Source organism: Nonomuraea sp. NPDC050547, assembly GCF_044457345.1.
Classification (GTDB): Bacteria; Actinomycetota; Actinomycetes; order Streptosporangiales; family Streptosporangiaceae; genus Nonomuraea.
Genome location: NZ_JBITGW010000007.1, coordinates 384,370 through 402,207, shown reverse-complemented (window position 1 = coordinate 402,207; position 17,838 = coordinate 384,370). Strand labels below are relative to the sequence as shown.

The following is a 17,838-nucleotide window of genomic DNA, read 5'->3' as shown; positions in this document are numbered from 1 at the left end:
AGTGTGGATATACGCCTCGACCCCGAGGTTGGAACATGGGCTCCCGAAACCGGTCAATTCGGTTCAAGATCTTCTTATTGCTGCTGCTCCCCCTGCTGTCTTTGAGCGCGCTCTGGGGGTTCGTCCTCAACCTCACCGTCGGTGACGGACAGAACCTTCTTCGGGCCAACACCCTGTACCAGACGATCGGCGTGACCTCCACCGATCTAGGGCTCCAGCTTCAGTCGGAACGTACGCGCTCCGTCGCCGCGGCCACCACGCGCAAGCTCACCGAGGACCTGGGCGAGCAGCGGGCCCGCACCGACACCTCCGTCAGCCGGTTCCAGAAGGCCGCCGTGGAAGCCGGCGACGCCGTCACCGAGGAGATGCGCCCCACCCTCGACGCCCTCAACACCGAACTCGCCCGGCTGGGGTCCATCCGCAGCGACATCGACACCGGCAACAGCTCCCGGCTGAGCGGCATGAACGAGTACAACCGGGTGCTGGACGCGCTGTTCCGCCTCTACGACCACCTCGTCACCGTGCCCGACCTCGCCCTGTTCCAGCAGGCCTCCTCCCTGCAGTCCATGGGCAACGCCCGCGAGCTCATCGCCAGGGAACAGGCTCTCGTCGGCGGCGCCGTGATCAGCGGTGACCTCAGCCCAGCCGAGGTCACCGCCATGACCGAGTACGTGGCCTCCCGCAAGTTCATGCACGCGCGCGGGCTGGCCGGGCTCGACGTGTCGCTGCGGCAGCCGTACGAGGAGGTGTTCGGCGGGGAGGCGTTCCTGAACTTCAGCGCCGCCGAGCTGAGCGTGGTCAAGACCGGCCGACCCCCGGACAACGCCGACGAGTGGAACACCGCGGTCACCAAGCTCGCCGACCAGCTCGACAAGATCGGCGCCTCCGCCACCGGGGTCATCGCCGAGCGCGCCACCGACGGCGCCACCGCGATCATCGTGCGCATCGCGCTCGCCGGCGGCGTCGGGCTCGTCGCCGTCATCGCCTCCATCCTCATCTCCGTGCGCTTCGGCCGCCGCCTCGCCGCCGAGCTCGCCGGCCTGCGCACCGCCGCCCTCGACCTGGCAGAGGTACGGCTCCCGCGCCTGGTCCAAAGGCTGCGCGACGGCGACGAGATCGACGTGAAGAAGGAGGCCAAGCCGCTCAAGGTCAGCGGCTCGGCCGAGATCACCGACGTCGCCAGCGCCTTCGGCTCGGTGCAGCGCACCGCGGTGGAGGCCGCCGTCGGCCAGGCGACCGTCCGCCAGGGCGTCAGCCAGGTCTTCCTCAACCTCGCCCGGCGCAAGCAGGGCCTGCTCCACCGCCAGCTCTCCCTGCTGGACGCCATGCAGCGCCGTACACACGACCCCGACCGGCTCGATGAGCTGTTCCGCCTCGACCACCTGACCACCCGCATGCGCCGGCACGCGGAGGGCCTGATCATCCTGTCGGGCGCCGCCCCCGGCCGCGCCTGGCGCAAGCCGGTGCCGGTGCTCGACATCGTGCGCGCCGCCATCGCCGAGGTCGAGGACTACGCGCGGATCAACGTCGAGGCCATGCCCGGCGCCGCCCTCGACGGCGGCGCCGCGGCCGACCTCACCCACCTCGTGGCCGAGCTGGTCGAGAACGCCAGCATCTACTCCTCGCCGGAGACCGCCGTGCAGGTGCGCGGCGACCTGGTCAGCAACGGCTACGTGCTGGAGGTCGAGGACCGCGGGCTCGGCCTCAGCCCCCAGGAGTACGCCGAGATCAACGCCCGGCTGGCCGACCCGCCCGAGTTCGACCTGGCCGACAGCGACCGGCTCGGACTGTTCGTCGTGGCGAGGCTGGCAGAGCGCCACGGGCTGCAGGTGACGCTGCGCGCCTCCCCCTTCAGCGGCACCACCGCGATCGTGCTCATCCCGAAGCGGCTCGTCACCGAGCGGGAGGCGCTGCCTCCCGCGCCGGACGAGGAGCCGATCGAGCTGCCGAGCCGTTCGAGCAAGAGGCCCAAACCACTCGCCGTGGTGGGCCAGCCGAACGACGGCCTGCCCAGGCGGGTACGGCAGGCCAACCTGCCCGCCCAGCTCAGCAAGCCGCCGGATCCACCGCCGCCGCCCACAACTGAACGCTCTCCCGACGAGGTACGCGACCTATTCTCCGCGTTCCAGCGGGGAACCCAGCGCGCCCGAGAAGAAGCAGACAACGAGGGGGACGACTCATGAGCACGCCCATCACGAACACCGGGGAGCTCAACTGGCTCCTCGACGACCTGGCGACCAGGGTCGCAGCCGTCAGGCAGGCCGTGATCCTGTCCACCGACGGCCTCGCGGTCGGCCACTCCAAGGGCCTGACCCGCGAGGACGCCGAGCATCTGGCCGCCGTGGCGTCGGGTTTCCACAGCCTGGCCCGCGGCACCGGCCGCCACTTCGAGGGTGGCGACGTGCGCCAGACCATCGTGGAGATGGAGCAGGCGTTCCTGTTCGTCACCGCCGCCGGCCAGGGCACCTGCCTGGCCGTGATGGCCGAGGCGAACGTGGACGTCGGCCACATCGCCTACGAGATGGCGATGCTGGTCAAACGGGTCGGGCAGCACATCACGACCAACCCCCGATCGGGCCTGTCATGACGATGTGGATGGACGACGAGGCCGGGCCGCTGGTCCGTCCTTACGCTCTGACCCGGGGCAGGACGCGGTCCGCCTCGGGTGAGACGCTCGACCTGATCGCCATGGTGAGCTCCGTGGGCGATCCGCCGGGCGGTCTCGGCCCCGAGCAACTCGCCATCCTGCGGGCAGCGCGCTCGCCGATCTCGGTCGCCGACGTCGCCGTCGAGCTCGACCTGCCGGTCGGCGTCGTCCGCGTGCTGCTGAGCGACCTGCACGACCACGGACTCATCTCGGTGACCGCTCCCAACGCGGCGGGGCCGCGGCCCAGTGAGCGACTTCTCAAGGAAGTGATCAATGGACTCCGAGCTCTCTGACGACCCCGTAGCGCTCAAGATCCTCATCGCGGGCGGCTTCGGCGTCGGCAAGACCACCTTGGTCGGCTCGATCAGCGAGATCAAGCCGCTGCGGACCGAGGAGGTGCTGTCCGACATCGGCATCGGGGTGGACGACCTCGACGGGGTCGAGACCAAGACGACCACCACCGTTGCCATGGACTTCGGGCGCATCACGATCAGGGAGGGACTGGTCGTCTACCTGTTCGGCACGCCCGGCCAGGAGCGGTTCTGGTTCATGTGGGACGAGCTCTCCCACGGCGCCCTGGGCGCGGTCGTCATCGCCGACACCCGGCGGCTGACCGACTGCTTCCCCTCGGTGGACTACTTCGAGCAGCGCGGCACGCCGTTCGTGGTCGCCGTCAACTGCTTCGACGGCGCCTCCAGGCACAGCGTCGAGGACGTGCGCGTCGCGCTGGACCTGGACGACGACGTGCCGGTGCTGCTCTGTGACGTGCGGCGGCGGGCGTCCGCCAAGGAGGTCATGGTCTCCCTGGTGGAGCACTCTCTGCGCACGCTGACCGCCGCCGGCTAGAGGTGCGGCGGTCCGGTGTACGGGAAGCCGGGCAGCAGGTCGGTGTGCGGCCCGATCCCGTCCCCCTGGATCTGGCCGTTGCTGACCAGCTGCAGGCGGATGTCGGTGACGTCGTCGTCGAGCCGCCTGCCGTTCGGGTAGCGGGCGGGCTTGGAGCGGTCGAAGCGCAGCACGTCGGGCAGGACCGCCTCCAGGGCCTTGGCGGCCTCTTCTGAGGTGTAGCCGCCGGTGTGCTCCAGGACCTTGACCCACGTGTCCCGATATTTCCGGACGTCGTCCACGGGCTCGCCGGCGTTGTACGCGTCCTTGGCGTCCTCGGCGTTGAAATACGCCGTGAGCGACGGATGGGCGCCCCGGTCCACCGAGACCCACCGCCCGTCCCGTTCGACGACCACGCGGCCCCACAGGCCGATCAGCGGCTCTTCTCCGAGCACCCGGTCGGGCATCTCCATCGCGATGCTGATCACGTTGTTGCCGGCCATGGTGTCGTTGCCGGTCCACGTGAAGTCGTTGCCGATGCCTTCGAGGTCGGCGAAGAACGGGTCGCTGCGCAGGCCCACCGAGAGCGTGAGCCAGCCCTCCCTGACGATGATCGGGTCGGGGCCGAAGCTCACGTCCACGTCGCGGACGACCACCTCGCCGCTCGCGTGGTGCTCCCCGGCCCGCTCGCCGGTGGCGTGGTAGAGGGTGACCTTCTGGCCGCCCTGGGCGTCCGGCTCCGAGAAGACGAAGCTGAACGCCACGTCGGGCCGGTTGTCCCCGTCGGTGTCCACGTTGAGCCGGTAGACGGCACCCGGGTACGGGTGGGGCCCTGCCGACGGGTCGAAGCCGAAGGAGTTCACATCCATGATCAACACGGTGTGCTCCCGCCGGTCCGGCGACTGGAACGCGAACAGGTCAGTGAGGTCGAGACGGGCGTCCCCCGCGGGCGGGCGCAGGTTGGGGCCGCTCAGATGATGTGACATGCCCCGCTCGTTCCCGGGCGCGCCTCTGGGTTATCCCAGGATTCCTACAAGGCCTTGAGGCCGCTGATGACCTCTCTGAGCAGGTTCTCCGTCGGAGAGCCCACCTTGCCGAGCGGCTGGCGTACCTGGACCAGCCCGTAGTCGATCAGATCGCCCAGCAGCACCCGCACCACGCCGACCGGCAGGCCCAGTTCTGCCGCGACCTCGGCCACCGGCGCGCCCCGCCGCTGGGAGATCTGACCCAGAAGCCTGCGGTGCTGCGTGCTCAGCTCCGCCTGCGCGGGCGCGGGCAGCCCGGTCGCCGCCACGGTCGCCAGCAGGTCGAGAGCCGCCGAAGAGGAACGCGTGCGGCCGCGGGCCACCGCGTACGGCCGCACCACCGGCCCGGCCTCCTCATCCACCCACTCGTCCTCGCGACTCACGATTCAGATCCCCCATCCTTCTCGCTGTCCTGGCGTCCGCGCTGCCAGCCTGACTGCAGCGAGGAGAGCAGCGCCCTCGTCTCCTCGGGCGAGCGTTCCTCTGTCTGTTCCTGCTTTACCCGTTGCGGAAGGTTTGCCTGCCTCGTACGGCGGGGCAGTTCCGCGTTCTTGGTCGTGGTCCGCGTACGGCGCGGCAACCCGGTCTCGGTCGTGCGCACCACCGAGACGGAGACCGACTCCAGCTCCGGCGGCGCGTCGGCCACCGTGGGCAGCGGCTCGATCAGCACCGACGGCAGGAGCACGATCGCCGTCGTGCCGCCGTAGGGAGAGGGCTTGAGCGTGACCACCGCGCCGTGCCTGGCCGCGAGCATGCCCACGACCGCGAAGCCGAGCCGCTCGGTCTGCGACGGGTCGAACTCCTGCGGCCTGGCCAGCCGCTCGTTCACCGCCGACCTGGCCTCCTCGGACATGCCCAGGCCGCGGTCCTCGATCTCGACGGCGAAGCCCCTGCCGACCAGTTCGCCGCGGACCGAGACCTCGTTGCCCGGGGAGGAGAAGGCGGCGCCGTTCTCCATCAGCTCGGCGAACAGGTGCATGAGGTCGGCGACCGCGGCTCCGGCTACGCCGCACTCGGGCATCGGGTAGACGCGGACCCGGGTGTACTCCTCGACCTGGGCCGCGGCTCCGCTCAGGACGTCCTCGACCGGGATCGTGGAGCGCCATCTGCGGCCGGCCGTACCGCCGGACAGGAGCACGAGGCCCTCGGCGTGGCGGCGCATGCGGGTGGTCAGGTGGTCGAGGCGGAAGAGGCGCTCCAGCGCCTCCGGCTCCTCGGTCTGGCTCTGCATCTCATCCAGCAGCTTGAGCTGGCGCTGGACGAGCGACTGGCTGCGGCGGGCCAGGTTGCGCAGTGCCTCGGCGATGCCCTGGCGGAGCCTGGCCTGCTCGACGGCGGCGTCGATCGCGGTGCTCTGCACGCTGTCGAAGGCGGCGGCCAGGTCGACCACCTCGCTGGTGGACCCCGCCTGCACCGCGACGGGCGGCGCCTCGGCGACCAGGTCGACGTTCTCGCCCTTGCGCAGGCGGCCGACGAGTTCGGGCAGCCTCAGCTCGGCCAGTTCCAGAGCGCCGCGGCGCAGCGTGGCCAGTTCGCGGGTGATCCGGCGGCCGACCCGGACGGAGACGATGATCGAGAAGATCACGGCCACCAGGCCGAGCGCGCCCGCGGCGACGGCCCGCAGGATGATGGCGTAGCCGGCGGGCTCCATGCGGGCCAGCAGCGCCTCGCCGTTCTTCCAGACGGCTTCGTCGTAGCCCTTGAGCACCGGTTCTGCGACGCCGCGCCAGAGCTCGACGTCGCTCTTGCCGCCCGCGAGGTAGCCGGTGACCATGCGGTCCAGGACCGTCGTGTCGACCTTCTGGAACAGCACCCGCAGCCCGGGTTCGAGGTCGGCCATCGCCCTGGGGTACTGGTAGGCCCTGGCGCCGTCGAGGCGGGCCAGCAGCCGGCGGTCGGCCTCCGACGGGGCGCCCGCGGCGGCGACGATCAGCGCGTGCTCGCGGTTGAGCAGCTCGCGCACCTGGTCGGCGCCGATGAGGCCGCGGGCCTGCTGGTAGAGCTGCAGGTCGGTGCCCAGGGCGAACGCGGCGTACAGCCGGTGTACGGCGTCGGAGATCTCACCGTAGGCGGCGATCAGCTCGGCCGGGGTCGCGGAGCCGGCGTCGACCAGCCGCCGGGCGTCGGCGAGGTCGCCGACGGCCGTGAGGGTCTCGTTGAGCTGGCGGGCCATGTCGCGGTTCAGGGCGCCGACGGTGTCGGGGGACGAGGCCTGGTCGGTGAAGGTCTTGCGGGCCTTGTCGGTCCTGGCCCTGCTCGCGGCCAGCGCCGCGGGGTCGCTCTGGCTTCCGGCCACCTTCTCGGCCGAGGCGAGCCGTTCCTGCTGGAGAGCGCTGACCAGACCGTCGGCGTGGTCGATCGCGCCGCGCCACAAGGTGTCGATCTTCAGCAGGTTGAGGGCGTCTCCGGAGGTGGTCCCGGCGGCGAATCCCCAGAGTCCCACGAGGGAGACCAAGGGGATCACGAGCAGCGCCGAGATCTTGAATCGGATGGATCTGCCCGATGCCATGACACCTGCTCCCGGTTAGAAGATCGCGGGAGAGGATAGCACCGAAGTAGTAGGTGATTATGATCAATTCGTGAGAAACTTGTGATATGTCAGGATTTGGACACGCTTTGCCCAGGCCAGCCTGACCAACCACGCGGCCAGAACCCCGAGCACCGCGACCTCCGCGCCCAGCAGCACGCGCTCCACGAGCCCGATCAGCACCCGGTCGCCGGGCATCGCCACGTACGCGATCGCCAGCACGCCCAGCCCGCCCGCCAGGGCCAGCCACTCCATGGTCCGCGCGATCGGCTTCCACCGGGCGTCGGCCGTGAACCTCGGCACGAGCAGCGCGGCCGCCGCCGGCAGGCTGACGAACGCCGCGACCGAGACGTAGCGGTGGATCATCGCCGTCGTGGTCATGTCCATCCCGATGGGCGTGGTCGGCACCACCGCGGCGACGATCAGCGCTCCCGACCACACCCCCAGCAGCCACTGCGGCAGTCCCTTGATCGGCGCCCCCGCCGCCCGGAGCCCCGCCAGCAGCACGAACGACCCCAGCCCCAGAATCGCCATCCCCAGCTCCGTGACGCCCCCGCGGTCGGCCACGGCGTACTCGCTGACGGTCGCGTTCATCGGGTCCAGATACGGGTCGGGCACGATCTGGCCCACGACGACGGCGATCACCGAGAAGGTGATCGCCAAGAACGCGATGTGGGGATAGAACCTCTTTACTGCGGCCATATTCCAAGCCTGCCCCGCACCGGCCGGCGCGGGCATCGGGCCGTACCCCTGACCTGACCCTGATCCCGTCTCAGGGGTTCCCGGGGGTCAGCGGTCGCGGTCGTCAGGGCCGCCTTCGATGAGGTGGTCCAGAACGCGCTCGATGGCCTCTCCCACCGGGCGCAGAACGGTGGTCGCCGCGTTGACCAGCGGCGCCACGATCTCGGTCAGTTCGTCGAACAGGTCGGGCTCTTTGGTCTCCGGAGGCGCCCAGCGCATCGAGTCGGCGCTCATCGCCTCCCAGTCGTCGACCACCCCGTCGATGACGTCGACGATGTGCTCAGGGTCGCTCTGCATGACCTACTCCCGGGCGGGTCAGTCTCTTATGGCCACGGTAACCCGGAAATCGGCAAGTTCGCGGAAAGTGTCCGTACCGTCCTGGGAACCTGGCCGCGCCTCTAGGCGGGGATGGAGACGCCCACGCCGCCGCGGGTCTGCCCGCCGTACCGCTCGATGTCCTTGGCGAGGTCGAGCGGGCGGATGCCGGAGCGGGCGGCGATCACCTCGTCGGTGATGAGCGCGGCGGGCAGCAGCCAGGAGACCTCGAACTCCAGCCCGTCGGGGTCCTTGGCGTAGAGCGCCTTGGTGGTGGAGTGGTCGGAGGCGCCCGCGAGCGCGCCGAGCTCGCTCAGGTTGGCCGCGATGCGCCGCAGCTCGTCGAGCGTGTCGACCTCCCAGGCCAGGTGGTAGAGCCCGACGGAGGTACGCCCCGCGGTCGTGGGACCGGCCTGCGCGCCCATCTGGAACAGCCCGAGATCGTGGTCGTTGGTCGAGCCCGGAGCCTGCATGAAGGCGGCGCCCGGCATCTCCATGACGATCTCGAAGCCGAGCGCGTCGCGGTAGAAGGCGACGCTGCGCTCGACGTCGCGGACGTAGAGCACCGCGTGGTTGAGCCGCTGGACCGGCATAACGATCCCTCCTCGGAAATTTGAACTCTCAAGCAACATACCCCGACTTATTTGAGAGTTCAAGTAAACTGGCCGGCATGACCCGATGGCTCGACGACGAAGAGCAGCGCATCTGGCGCAACTTCCTGGCCACGACCCAGCTCGTCAACGAGCGCCTGGACCGCCAGCTCCAGCGCGACGCCGGAATGCCGCACACCTATTACATGATCTTGGTGGCCCTGTCGGAGGCGGAGGGCCGCTCCATGCGCATGACCGACCTCGCCCACCGGGCCCAGTCCTCGCAGAGCCGCCTGTCCCACGCCGTGGCCCGCCTGGAGGAGCGCGGCTGGATCCGCCGCGCCCCCTGCGCCGACGACCGCCGCGGCAACATCGCCGTCCTCACCGAGGACGGCTTCGCCGCCCTGGCCGCCGCCGCCCCCGGCCACGTCGAAGAGGTACGGCAGAGCCTGTTCGACGCCCTCACCCCCGCCCAGCTACGCGCCCTCGACGAGATCTGTACGGCGGTGCGGAGCAAAACTGTCGGCGGCTCGTCGTAGCGTGACCCCGGGGAAAATCTGTCGACGATGAGACGGGGTCGCATGCACAACACGGACGCAGCGCTGTTCCAGGCCGTTCACGGCCTCGCCGGCAGCCTGGCGGGCCAGCCGGTGCCGGTGGTGATGGAGGCGCTGCTGCGGCAGTTGCCCAAGGCTCCCGGCCTGGAGGTCTCGGAGATCCGCAGGATCGCCGAGGAGATCAGCGTGGGACGTGATCCCTCGGGCCTGTGAGACCCGCGGGGCATGCGGCCGACCGGATCCCCGGTCGGCCTTTGCTCGTTCGTGAACGGGAGTTTGCCACCCCCTGAAACGGGGCATATCGGGGCCAATCTCTGCGCTCTAATCTCATCCGTGGGAGCTGATCAGCGTGGGAGAAGGCGCGGGGGACATCATGCCCGGCGAGCGCGAGTGGCCTGGGCCGCTCGACGTCCAGGGTCTCCTCGAATCCGGATGGCGTCCCACGCCGTTCCGGCAGTTCATCGTCAAGCTCCACAGCCGCTGCAACCTGGCCTGCGACTACTGCTACGTCTACGAGATGGCCGACCAGGGCTGGCGCAGCCAGCCGAGGCGGATGGCCAAGGCCACCATCGACCGCGTGGCCGCCCGCATCGCCGAGCACGCCGCCGGTCACGGCCTGAGCGGGGTCGAGGTCATCCTGCACGGCGGGGAGCCGCTGCTGGCCGGCGTCGAGCACACCCGCTACGCGGTCACCGCGCTGCGCGCCGCCCTCGGTGAGACCGAACTGGTTCTCCGGGTGCAGACCAACGGCGTCCTGATCGACGAGGCGTTCCTGGAGTTGTTCGCCGAGCACGAGGTCTACGTCGGCGTCAGCCTCGACGGCGACGCCGAGGGACACGACCTCCACCGCCGCCGCGCCTCGGGCCGCGGCACCTATGACGAGGTGCGCACCGGCCTCGAACGCCTGGCCGACCCCGCCTACCGGCACCTGTTCAGCGGCCTGCTGTGCACGCTCGAACTGGCCAACGACCCGGTCAAGACCTACGAGGCGCTGATCGAGTTCCAGCCGCCGATGGTGGACTTCCTGCTGCCGCACGGCAACTGGGAGAGCCCGCCACCCGGCTGGTCGGACACGGCCACGCCCTACGGCGACTACCTGTCCGCCGTCTTCGACCGCTGGTACGCCGCGCCGGAGCGGGAGACCCAGATCCGGCTGTTCACCGAGATCATCCGGCTGCTGTGCGGCAGGACCTCGCGCAGCGAGGCCATCGGGCTCTCACCGGTGGCCGTGGTCGTGGTCGAGACCAGCGGCGCCGTCGAACAGGTGGACACGCTCAAGTCCGCCTACGACGGGGCCGCGGGCACCCTGCTCCACGTACTCAAGGACTCCTTCGACGCGGTCCTGACCCTTCCGGCGATCGCGGCGCGGCAGATCGGCATGCGCGCCATGTCCGGCGCGTGCCTGTCGTGCGACCTCGTCCGGGTGTGCGGCGGCGGGCTCTACCCGCACCGGTACCGGCCCGGCAGCGGATTCCGCAATCCGTCGGTCTACTGCCAGGACCTGTACCGGCTGATCTCCCACATCCGGCGGGTGATGGTCGAGGACGTGTCGCTGCTGTCGCAGCCCCGCGCCTAGATCGGCGGCGGGTCGAAGTCGCAGTCGAGATGCCGGCCCTCCATCGCCACGACCGCGTCGCGGTGGTCGAGTCCCAGCGTGTCCCGGTAGCGGTCCATGGTCTCGGCCGACAGCGCCTCGGCCTTCTCCGTCTGGCCCGACTGCGCGAGGTCCACGACCAGGTTCGCCGCGGCGGCCAGGGTCGTGGGATGGTCCTCGCCCAGCAGGCGGCGCAGCCGTTCGAGGGCGTCGGCGCCCAGCTTGCAGGCCTCCTTGAGCTCACCGAGCATGGCGAGGTCGCTGGCGAGATTGACGGCCACCGTGAGCGTGAAGTGGTGGTCGCGCCCGACCCGCTGGTCCAGGCCCTCCATGGCGCGCTCGTTGAGCCGGCGGGCCTCCAGCGGCTCGCCGCGCACCCGGTACATCAGCGCCACGTTGCTGGCGCAGCCGTAGTTGTAGGGATGCTCGGGGCCGTACAGCTTGGGGTAGCGCTGCATCGTGTCGTTGGCCAGGTCGAACGACTCCTGGATGAAGTTGTTCACGCGCAGCGCGTTGGACAGGCACGTCGCCGCGGCCAGGGTGCCGGGGTGGTCGAGGCCGTACAGGCGCACGTAGCGCGCGTGGACGTCCTGGGCCAGCTCCAGGGCCCGCTCGTGCTCGCCGTAGCGGTGCAGGGCGATCGACAGGTCCTTCTGCGTCAGCAGGACGCGCGGGTGGTCGGCGTCCAGCAGTTCGCGGCCGAAGGCCAGGGCGTCCTCGCCGAGGTCGCAGGCCTCGCTGTAGTAGCCGCACAGCCGGACCGCCCGGCCGAGACCGGCCCACAGGTTGAGCTGCGTGATCCGGTTGACCGCGTTGCCGCCGGAGCGCAGGGCCTCCTCCAGCAGCGTCCGCGAGCCCAGGTAGTCACTGGTCAGGCCGTAGTCGAGCGCCAGGTTGTTGACCGCGCGCAGCGTGCTCACGTGGTCGGGCCCGAACACCTTGCGGTGCAGGCGCACGGACTCGGTGTCGTGGTCGCGCGCCTCCGGGAAGAGCCCCTGGGCACGCAGGTCCGCGCCGATGCCGTTGAGCAGCACCAGGCTGTCGGGGTGCTCCACACCCACGTTCGCCTGGATCTTCGCCAGCGTCGCGGTGTTGAGCTGGTGGGCCTCGGTGTACTGGCCCATGCTGCGCAGCAGGTCGCCCTGCACACGCCGGGCCCGCAGCACGTAGAGGTCGTCGGGGCCGAACTCGTCGGTCCACTTCTGCAGGAACGTGTCGAGGTGGTCGCGCAGCCCCTGGTGGTTTCCCGAGGCGTTCAGGTAGGTGAAGACGTTGAGCGCGAAGCCCCGCACGTCGTCGCGGACGCTGTCGGCCAGCCGAGCCGGTTCGAGGTGGGCGAGCAGCGCGTCGTACGTCGTCCAGTCCGTCGGGTTGTCCGGCGACTCCGGCGCCGCGCCCACCAGCAGGGAGTGCACCTCCGAGCGGATCTCCTCCTGGGTCTCCGGCTCCAGTTCCTCGCGCAGCAGCGCCTGGATCAGCCGGTGGACCTGGAGCGTGGTGGGCCTGGACGGCTCCGACTCGATGCGCACCAGCGCGTACTTGCCCAGGCGCCGGATGGCGGTGCCCAGCCGGATCGGGTCGGCCAGCAGGTCGGCGATGACCGGGCGGACCGGGCCGTCGACCGAGACGAAGATCGAGCGCGGGATCGGCTCGGGACCGAAGAAGGCGCAGCAGCGCAGCAGCTCCATCGCCTCGGGCAGGTTGTCCTTGAGCTCGTTCACCGACAGGCTCCACGCCGCCGTCATCGGCAGCGGGTACTCGCTCGGCTTGCCCTCGCCCAGCAGGATCGCGGTGCGCTCGGTCAGCATGCGCAGATAGTCGTCGGCCGACATGCCGGTCTCGGTCTGCAGGGCCGCCGCCTGCTCCAGCGCCAGCGGCAGGTCCCCGAGCGCGCCGGCCAGCCGGTCGGCGTCCTTCTCCGTGATCGAGCGGCGCATGCGCTTGATGAAGAACTCCACGCTCTCCGGACGCGGGAAGACGTCCACGGCCACCGTCTCGTACAGGCTGGCCCAGCGGTGGTTGCGCGAGGTGATCAGGACGTTGCCCGCGCCCTGGGGGAGGATGTCGTTGATGTCCTCCGGCTCGTCGGCGTTGTCGAAGATCAACAGCCATCGGTCGTACGGCTTGCCGCTGCGCAACGTGTCGAGCACGGAGTTGGCGGCCTCCTCGATGCCCGTCGTGGTCGGGTCGGGCAGGCCCAGCTTCGGCGCGAGCTGTGCCAGCGTGGACCGGACCAGGCCGGGCTGGTCGGAGGGGATCCACCAGACGACGTCGTACTCGCCGCGGAAGCGATAGGCGTACTCGATCGCGATCTGGGTCTTGCCGACACCGCCGAAGCCCTGGAGGGCGTGCGGGACCACGGCCGTGGTCTTCTTCGTGATGCTGGAGCGCAAGCTGCCCATGAGCTCGTCGCGCCCGGTGAAGTTCGTGTTGCGCGGGGGGACTTTCCAAACCTCAGGAAAGCCGCCGGTCGCCCCCCGCATGATGGGACGTTCCGAATCGGTCACGCGCTCCGCCCTCCCGTCCGCAGAGAATGGACAAGCAAGGAAACGATAGCCGCAACACCGGCGTGCGGACAGGCTCAGTGGCGGCCCTATCCGCACATTCGGCGTCGCACAAAAGGCCTTGCGTTTGTGAAGGGTATACCGCGGCCCGCGAATGTGATACATGCCAGTTGAGAACATTCACCGGAACGGCCGCGCCGGGCAGGAAGGAGTGTGATCCGGGCGGCGACACAGCAGGCCGTATGCAGGCGTCGATAGGGGAATGTCCGTGCGACCACAGCTTGCCGAGCACCGCAGCGATTTCGTCGATCTTTCCCTGCTCTCCCATCCCGACCTGGACCGACTCGGGGACACGGTCCTCGCGCAGGCCCTACGTGAGCTGCTCGAACCTGATCTCGAAGAAGGGGAGGGCTTCGCGCGCTTCGACAACAGCACCGCTCTCTAGCGGATCTCGAAGCACCAAAGTCGTCGGACGTGCATGCCTAATAGGCGATTTCGGCCACCCCAATCGAGCTCTTTCGAAATCGAGGAATTGCCGTATTATTGCGGAGCCCCTTGATGGGCGCGCCGCGACGGCGAGCGGGTTTCGGTCTCGCCACAATCGGCAGTATCGTCGCCAGGCGACCGCGGCGCGATCTCAAGGCGGTTGATCCGTACCGTCCTCCATGAGCGAGGTCTGGCTAATGACAGCTTTCTCAGCGGTTCCCGCAGCTCCGCGCGGACCATTCATCGGAGCGCGGCCTTTCGAAGCCCACGATGAGATGCTGTTATTCGGACGAGCGGAAGAGGTCCGAAAACTAACCCGGACATGGCAGCAGCGCCGGCTGACGATCCTCCATTCCGACGCCGGCGCGGGAAAGACCTCGCTGCTGCGCGCGGGCGTTGTGCCGGCCCTGAAGGCGGGCAACGCCCACGTGCTCCCCATCGGCCTGACCGCGCCCACGCGCGTGTGGCCCGTCGCCGCCCTGCCCGACCACAACAGGTACGTGCTCGCCCTGCTGTCGTCCTGGCACGCCGCCAACGCCCACACCCACGTCCCGGGCCTGTCCATCGACGACTTCCTGCAACGCCGCGAGGAGGTCGACCGGCAGGGCCGCCCCGCGCCGACGCTGGCCGCCATCGACCAGGTCGAGCTGTTCCTGCGCCCGGCCGGCGACAACGAGCACGAACGCTGCGCCTTCCTCAACGAACTCCTCGCCACCGCCGCCAAGCGGCCCCGCCTGCGGCTGCTGCTGTCGGTGCGCACCGACTACCTCGACGAGCTTCTGCGCGTGGTGAAGGGCTTCGAGGACCTGCAGTACGAGGAGTTCGCGCTCAGCCCCTTCACCCCGGAGGCCGCCGCCGAGATCGTCCGCCGCTCGATCGAGAGCTCCGGCTACCGCCCCGCCCCCTCCCGCACCCGCGAACTGCTCGACGAGCTCCGCACGATCAGAGACGCCATGGGCCGGCCGCACCGCCCCGTGTCCACCGTCGACCCGATGCTGCTCCAGGTCACCGGCACCCGCCTGTGGAGCCGTCCGCCCGGCCAGGACCACCCCATCGCGCGGATGGAGGACGAGGTCGACGCCGCCCTGACCGAGTACTGCTCGGCCACGCTCGCCTCGATCGCCGCCGACTTCGAGCTGCTGCCCGCCGCCTTCCACGCGTGGCTGCACCAGACGGTCGTGTCCGGCGTCGCCCGCAAGCTCGGCTCGTCGGAGCGCATCACCGCCGCCGTCGTGCGCTCCCTGGAGGACCGCCACCTCATCAGGGCCCCGCAGAAGTACGGCCTGCGCATGTACATCCTGCGCCACCCGAGGCTCATGGCCCCCCTCAGGCGGCTGGACCCCGGCCTGTGGCCCCGCCCCGCCCCCGGCACCGCCGACCGGCTGCGCGCCGCCATGGAGGCCGCCTTCGACGGCGAGCCGGAACGCGCCAGGAGCCTCGCCCGCAAGGCCGCCGACGCCTGCTCCCCCGACGAACTGCGGGCCGGCGCGGCCATCGAGTCGCTGCTCGGCAGCATCGCCTACGAGCAGCACCGGCTCAACGAAGCCGCCGGCCACTACCTGCGCGCCTGCGAGCTCTACGAGGCGCTGCGCGACAACACCGCGGTGGGCTGGCTGCTGGCCGCGGCCGGCCGGGTCGCGCTCGACCAAGGCAGGCAGCGCCAGGCCACCGGCATGTTACGCGCCGCCGTCGAGCGGGTCCCCCATGACGTCACCCTGCAGACCAGCCTCGGGCAGAACTTCTGGATGGCCGGAGAGCCGCAGGCGGCGCTGGCCGTACTCAACAACGTGATCAACCGCGAGGGCAACGTGCCCGAGGCCAGGCGCACCCGCGGCGAGATGCTGGCCGACCTGGGCGACGCGGAGTCGGCGCTGCGCGACATCGGGCAGGCGAGCAGCCGCTGGCCGCAGCCCTCAGCCCGCGCGGCCAGGGCGCTGGCGCTGGCGACGCTGTCACGTACGGAGGAGGCCGACCGGGAGCTGGCCGGCGCGGTCGCCGACGCCGGCGACAACGGCCCGGTCTATCTGCGCGCGGCCAGGGTCCGCATGATCTCCGGCGACCCCTCCGACGCGGCCAGGTACGCCGAGCTCGCGATCCTGGCGACCCATCCTCCGCTGCCGCCGCATCAGCACGGCACGGCCAGGCGCCTGTCGGAGGAGCCCTGAACCAGCTCGTCATGGTCGCCGTCATCACCGCGTGCGCCGCCGTATTCGGCGCGTTGACCGGCTCGCTCACCGCGGTCCTCACCGAGCGGACCCGCTCGCGGCACACCCGGCTCGCCGCGGCCGAGCAGCGGGCCGACGACCGGCGCGACGCCCGCGATCGCGAGCTCAGGGAGACCTTCGCCACCGCAGCGGAGGCCGTGATGAACCTGGCCCTGAACGTCGAGTACGCGCAGCAGCTCCGCCGCGGCGGCACGACGCGCTTCGACCCCGCCGATCTCGCCAAGCAGGTCTGGCAGGTCAGGCATGACACCGTCGCCGCCAAGACCGCGATGGCCAGGCTGCGGCCGCTGTGCCCGCGGGCGTGCCACGCGCGGATCGAGGCCCTCGGTGAGTCGCTCAGCTGGGCCGCGGCGCACGGCGAGCTCGAAAGCCCCAAAGGGATCACGCAGCCGGTCCGCTCCCGCCTGGAGAACGAGCTCTACGCACTCAGCGACGCGATCTTTCCACAGCCCGGCCCGCAGGCGGATCCGGACGAGCAGCCCCCAGGCGAGCGAGCCGTATGACACCGTCAGCGCCATCAGCAGGATGACACTGGCGACCATGATGACCGCCATCTTGGTGCCGAGCCCCGCGATCACGTACCCGGCGGCCAGCGCCCCGAGCGGCACCGCCCCGCCGGAGAAGAACCGGCTGACGCTGACCACCCGCGCGTGCAGGTGGACCGGCACCTCCCTGGCGTAGTGGATCAACAGCGCCACGTTGAGGCAGGCCCCGGTGAACCCGATCCCGCCCCAGGCCAGCGGCAGCAGGACGGCGACGTAGAGCACCGAGCCGTGGTCGCTGACCGCCAGCGCCGCGCTCAGGAACAACCACGCCCACACGCAGATGACGATCACCCTGCGCGGCTCTCGCCCGCTCAGAAGCCGCGGCGCGACCAGCGACCCGAGCACCCCGCCGAACCCGGAGGCGGCGATCAGCACCCCGGTCAGCCAGTACGGCAGGGCCTGCGCGTGAGCCAGCAGCACCAGAGAAAGTCCGACAATCTGGAAGAAAAAATTAGCAAGAGCGCAAACAATCACCACAAGGAACAGGAACGCATCACTACGCAGAAAGCTGACGCCTTCCCTCAAATCACTCGTCATGGCGGATCGATGCGTCACCGGTGGCTTGAATGCCTTCTTGTCCATTTTCAGGAGGAAGAAAGCCGAAAGGGCGGAGGAGACCGCATCGAGGAGAAACGGCAGCCCATGCATCAGATCGAACAGCAGCCCGCCGAACGGCCGCCCCAGCAGTCCCGCCCCGTGGATGCGCGCCTCGTTGCGCGACATCGCCTTCGGCAGGCTCTCCTCCGGCACGAGCCTCGGCACCACCGCCAGTTCCGCCGTGGAGTAGAACACCGCGCAGACACCCTGCGCCCCGGCGACCAGCGGAAGCAGAAGGGTCACATCGCCTTGGCTGAACACACCCACGACCAGCACCGACGCCAGCGCCATCTGCAGGAACGCGCTGATCACCATGATCGCCCGGCGGTTGGACCGGTCGACGATCACCCCGGCGGGGAGGTAGAGCAGCAGGCGCGGCAGCGTTCCCGCGGCCGTGACCCAGCCGGCGAAGACCGGCGACCCGGTCTGCGCGAGCGCGAGCAGCGGAGCCGCCAGGGTGGCGTTGACGGTGCCGAACTGAGAGAAGGCCGAGCCGGTCCAGAGCAGCCGGAAATCACGTTTCCAGGCGGAGTCACGAGCGGTGCCGGACTGTACGCCTCTGGTGCTGTCGGCCACCTCAATCCCCGCTCCAGGTGCAAAACGCCACATTTGCCGTAAAAGTGCCCCTGGAGCGTGATTACGCAGCGGCCCAAAGACGTA

At 70.1% G+C, this 17,838-nt stretch carries 17 protein-coding genes; 9 read left to right on the top strand and 8 right to left on the bottom strand.

The features are described from left to right. The first annotated feature begins 77 nt into the window (after positions 1–77). The 4 genes from ACIBHY_RS20435 to ACIBHY_RS20420 are packed head-to-tail and all read left to right on the top strand — an operon-like array spanning position 78 to position 3,493. Positions 78–2,183 (top strand): nitrate- and nitrite sensing domain-containing protein, encoded by a 2,106-nt coding sequence (locus ACIBHY_RS20435; RefSeq protein WP_397307438.1) that lies wholly within the window; start codon positions 78–80, stop codon positions 2,181–2,183. Then, a complete protein-coding gene (locus ACIBHY_RS20430) occupies positions 2,180–2,587 on the top strand; it encodes a roadblock/LC7 domain-containing protein (RefSeq protein WP_397247251.1) in 408 nt (135 codons plus the stop codon). Before ACIBHY_RS20435 ends, ACIBHY_RS20430 begins: the two co-directional genes overlap by 4 nt. Continuing rightward, the gene (locus ACIBHY_RS20425; protein ID WP_397247249.1) at positions 2,584–2,940 is read left to right on the top strand and encodes a DUF742 domain-containing protein; all 357 of its coding nucleotides are present in this window, start codon (positions 2,584–2,586) and stop codon (positions 2,938–2,940) included. Before ACIBHY_RS20430 ends, ACIBHY_RS20425 begins: the two co-directional genes overlap by 4 nt. Beyond that, positions 2,921–3,493, top strand: a complete 573-nt coding sequence (locus ACIBHY_RS20420) for a GTP-binding protein (RefSeq protein ID WP_397247247.1) — start codon at positions 2,921–2,923, stop codon at positions 3,491–3,493. Before ACIBHY_RS20425 ends, ACIBHY_RS20420 begins: the two co-directional genes overlap by 20 nt. Here the strand turns inward: ACIBHY_RS20420 and ACIBHY_RS20415 are convergent. From ACIBHY_RS20415 to ACIBHY_RS20390, 6 genes are all read right to left on the bottom strand, one after another. After that, positions 3,490–4,458, bottom strand: a complete 969-nt coding sequence (locus ACIBHY_RS20415; protein ID WP_397307437.1) for a DUF4331 family protein — start codon at positions 4,456–4,458, stop codon at positions 3,490–3,492. The two genes, ACIBHY_RS20420 and ACIBHY_RS20415, sit on opposite strands and share 4 nt — an antisense overlap. Before the next feature lie 44 nt (positions 4,459–4,502). Continuing rightward, on the bottom strand, positions 4,503–4,880 hold the full coding sequence (locus ACIBHY_RS20410) for a DUF742 domain-containing protein (protein ID WP_397247243.1): 378 nt from the start codon (positions 4,878–4,880) through the stop codon (positions 4,503–4,505). Then, positions 4,877–7,006 (bottom strand): nitrate- and nitrite sensing domain-containing protein, encoded by a 2,130-nt coding sequence (locus tag ACIBHY_RS20405; RefSeq protein WP_397247241.1) that lies wholly within the window; start codon positions 7,004–7,006, stop codon positions 4,877–4,879. The genes ACIBHY_RS20410 and ACIBHY_RS20405 overlap by 4 nt, the downstream gene beginning before the upstream one ends. A 63-nt stretch (positions 7,007–7,069) precedes the next feature. After that, entirely contained in the window at positions 7,070–7,726 is a 657-nt protein-coding gene (locus tag ACIBHY_RS20400; RefSeq protein WP_397247239.1) for a DUF998 domain-containing protein, read from the bottom strand. Between the two features lie 87 nt (positions 7,727–7,813). Next, complete coding sequence (locus ACIBHY_RS20395) at positions 7,814–8,062, bottom strand: hypothetical protein (RefSeq protein WP_397247237.1); 249 nt, start codon at positions 8,060–8,062, stop codon at positions 7,814–7,816. Positions 8,063–8,163: 101 nt separating this feature from the next. Next, the gene (locus ACIBHY_RS20390; protein ID WP_397307436.1) at positions 8,164–8,673 is read right to left on the bottom strand and encodes a VOC family protein; all 510 of its coding nucleotides are present in this window, start codon (positions 8,671–8,673) and stop codon (positions 8,164–8,166) included. A 77-nt stretch (positions 8,674–8,750) separates the two neighbouring features. Here ACIBHY_RS20390 and ACIBHY_RS20385 point away from each other — a divergent pair, with 77 nt between their 5' ends. The 3 genes from ACIBHY_RS20385 to ACIBHY_RS20375 all read left to right on the top strand — a co-directional run bounded on the left by ACIBHY_RS20385 (position 8,751) and on the right by ACIBHY_RS20375 (position 10,803). Then, positions 8,751–9,209: a MarR family winged helix-turn-helix transcriptional regulator gene (locus ACIBHY_RS20385; protein ID WP_397307435.1), complete on the top strand. Its 459-nt coding sequence runs from the start codon at positions 8,751–8,753 to the stop codon at positions 9,207–9,209. Positions 9,210–9,251: 42 nt separating this feature from the next. Then, entirely contained in the window at positions 9,252–9,440 is a 189-nt protein-coding gene (locus ACIBHY_RS20380; RefSeq protein WP_397247233.1) for a hypothetical protein, read from the top strand. A 136-nt stretch (positions 9,441–9,576) separates the two neighbouring features. Then, the gene (locus ACIBHY_RS20375) at positions 9,577–10,803 is read left to right on the top strand and encodes an FxsB family cyclophane-forming radical SAM/SPASM peptide maturase (RefSeq protein ID WP_397247231.1); all 1,227 of its coding nucleotides are present in this window, start codon (positions 9,577–9,579) and stop codon (positions 10,801–10,803) included. Here ACIBHY_RS20375 and fxsT read toward each other — a convergent pair. Then, positions 10,800–13,304 (bottom strand): FxSxx-COOH system tetratricopeptide repeat protein, encoded by a 2,505-nt coding sequence (gene fxsT, locus ACIBHY_RS20370; protein ID WP_397247229.1) that lies wholly within the window; start codon positions 13,302–13,304, stop codon positions 10,800–10,802. The two genes, ACIBHY_RS20375 and fxsT, sit on opposite strands and share 4 nt — an antisense overlap. A gap of 289 nt (positions 13,305–13,593) precedes the next feature. Here fxsT and ACIBHY_RS20365 point away from each other — a divergent pair, with 289 nt between their 5' ends. Beyond that, positions 13,594–13,770, top strand: coding sequence for a hypothetical protein (locus tag ACIBHY_RS20365; RefSeq protein WP_184958929.1), 177 nt, complete (start codon positions 13,594–13,596; stop codon positions 13,768–13,770). A 220-nt stretch (positions 13,771–13,990) separates the two neighbouring features. After that, complete coding sequence (locus ACIBHY_RS20360; protein WP_397307434.1) at positions 13,991–15,976, top strand: ATP-binding protein; 1,986 nt, start codon at positions 13,991–13,993, stop codon at positions 15,974–15,976. Here the strand turns inward: ACIBHY_RS20360 and ACIBHY_RS20355 are convergent. Beyond that, on the bottom strand, positions 15,937–17,754 hold the full coding sequence (locus ACIBHY_RS20355; RefSeq protein ID WP_397307433.1) for an MFS transporter: 1,818 nt from the start codon (positions 17,752–17,754) through the stop codon (positions 15,937–15,939). The two genes, ACIBHY_RS20360 and ACIBHY_RS20355, sit on opposite strands and share 40 nt — an antisense overlap. Positions 17,755–17,838 lie beyond the last annotated feature (84 nt).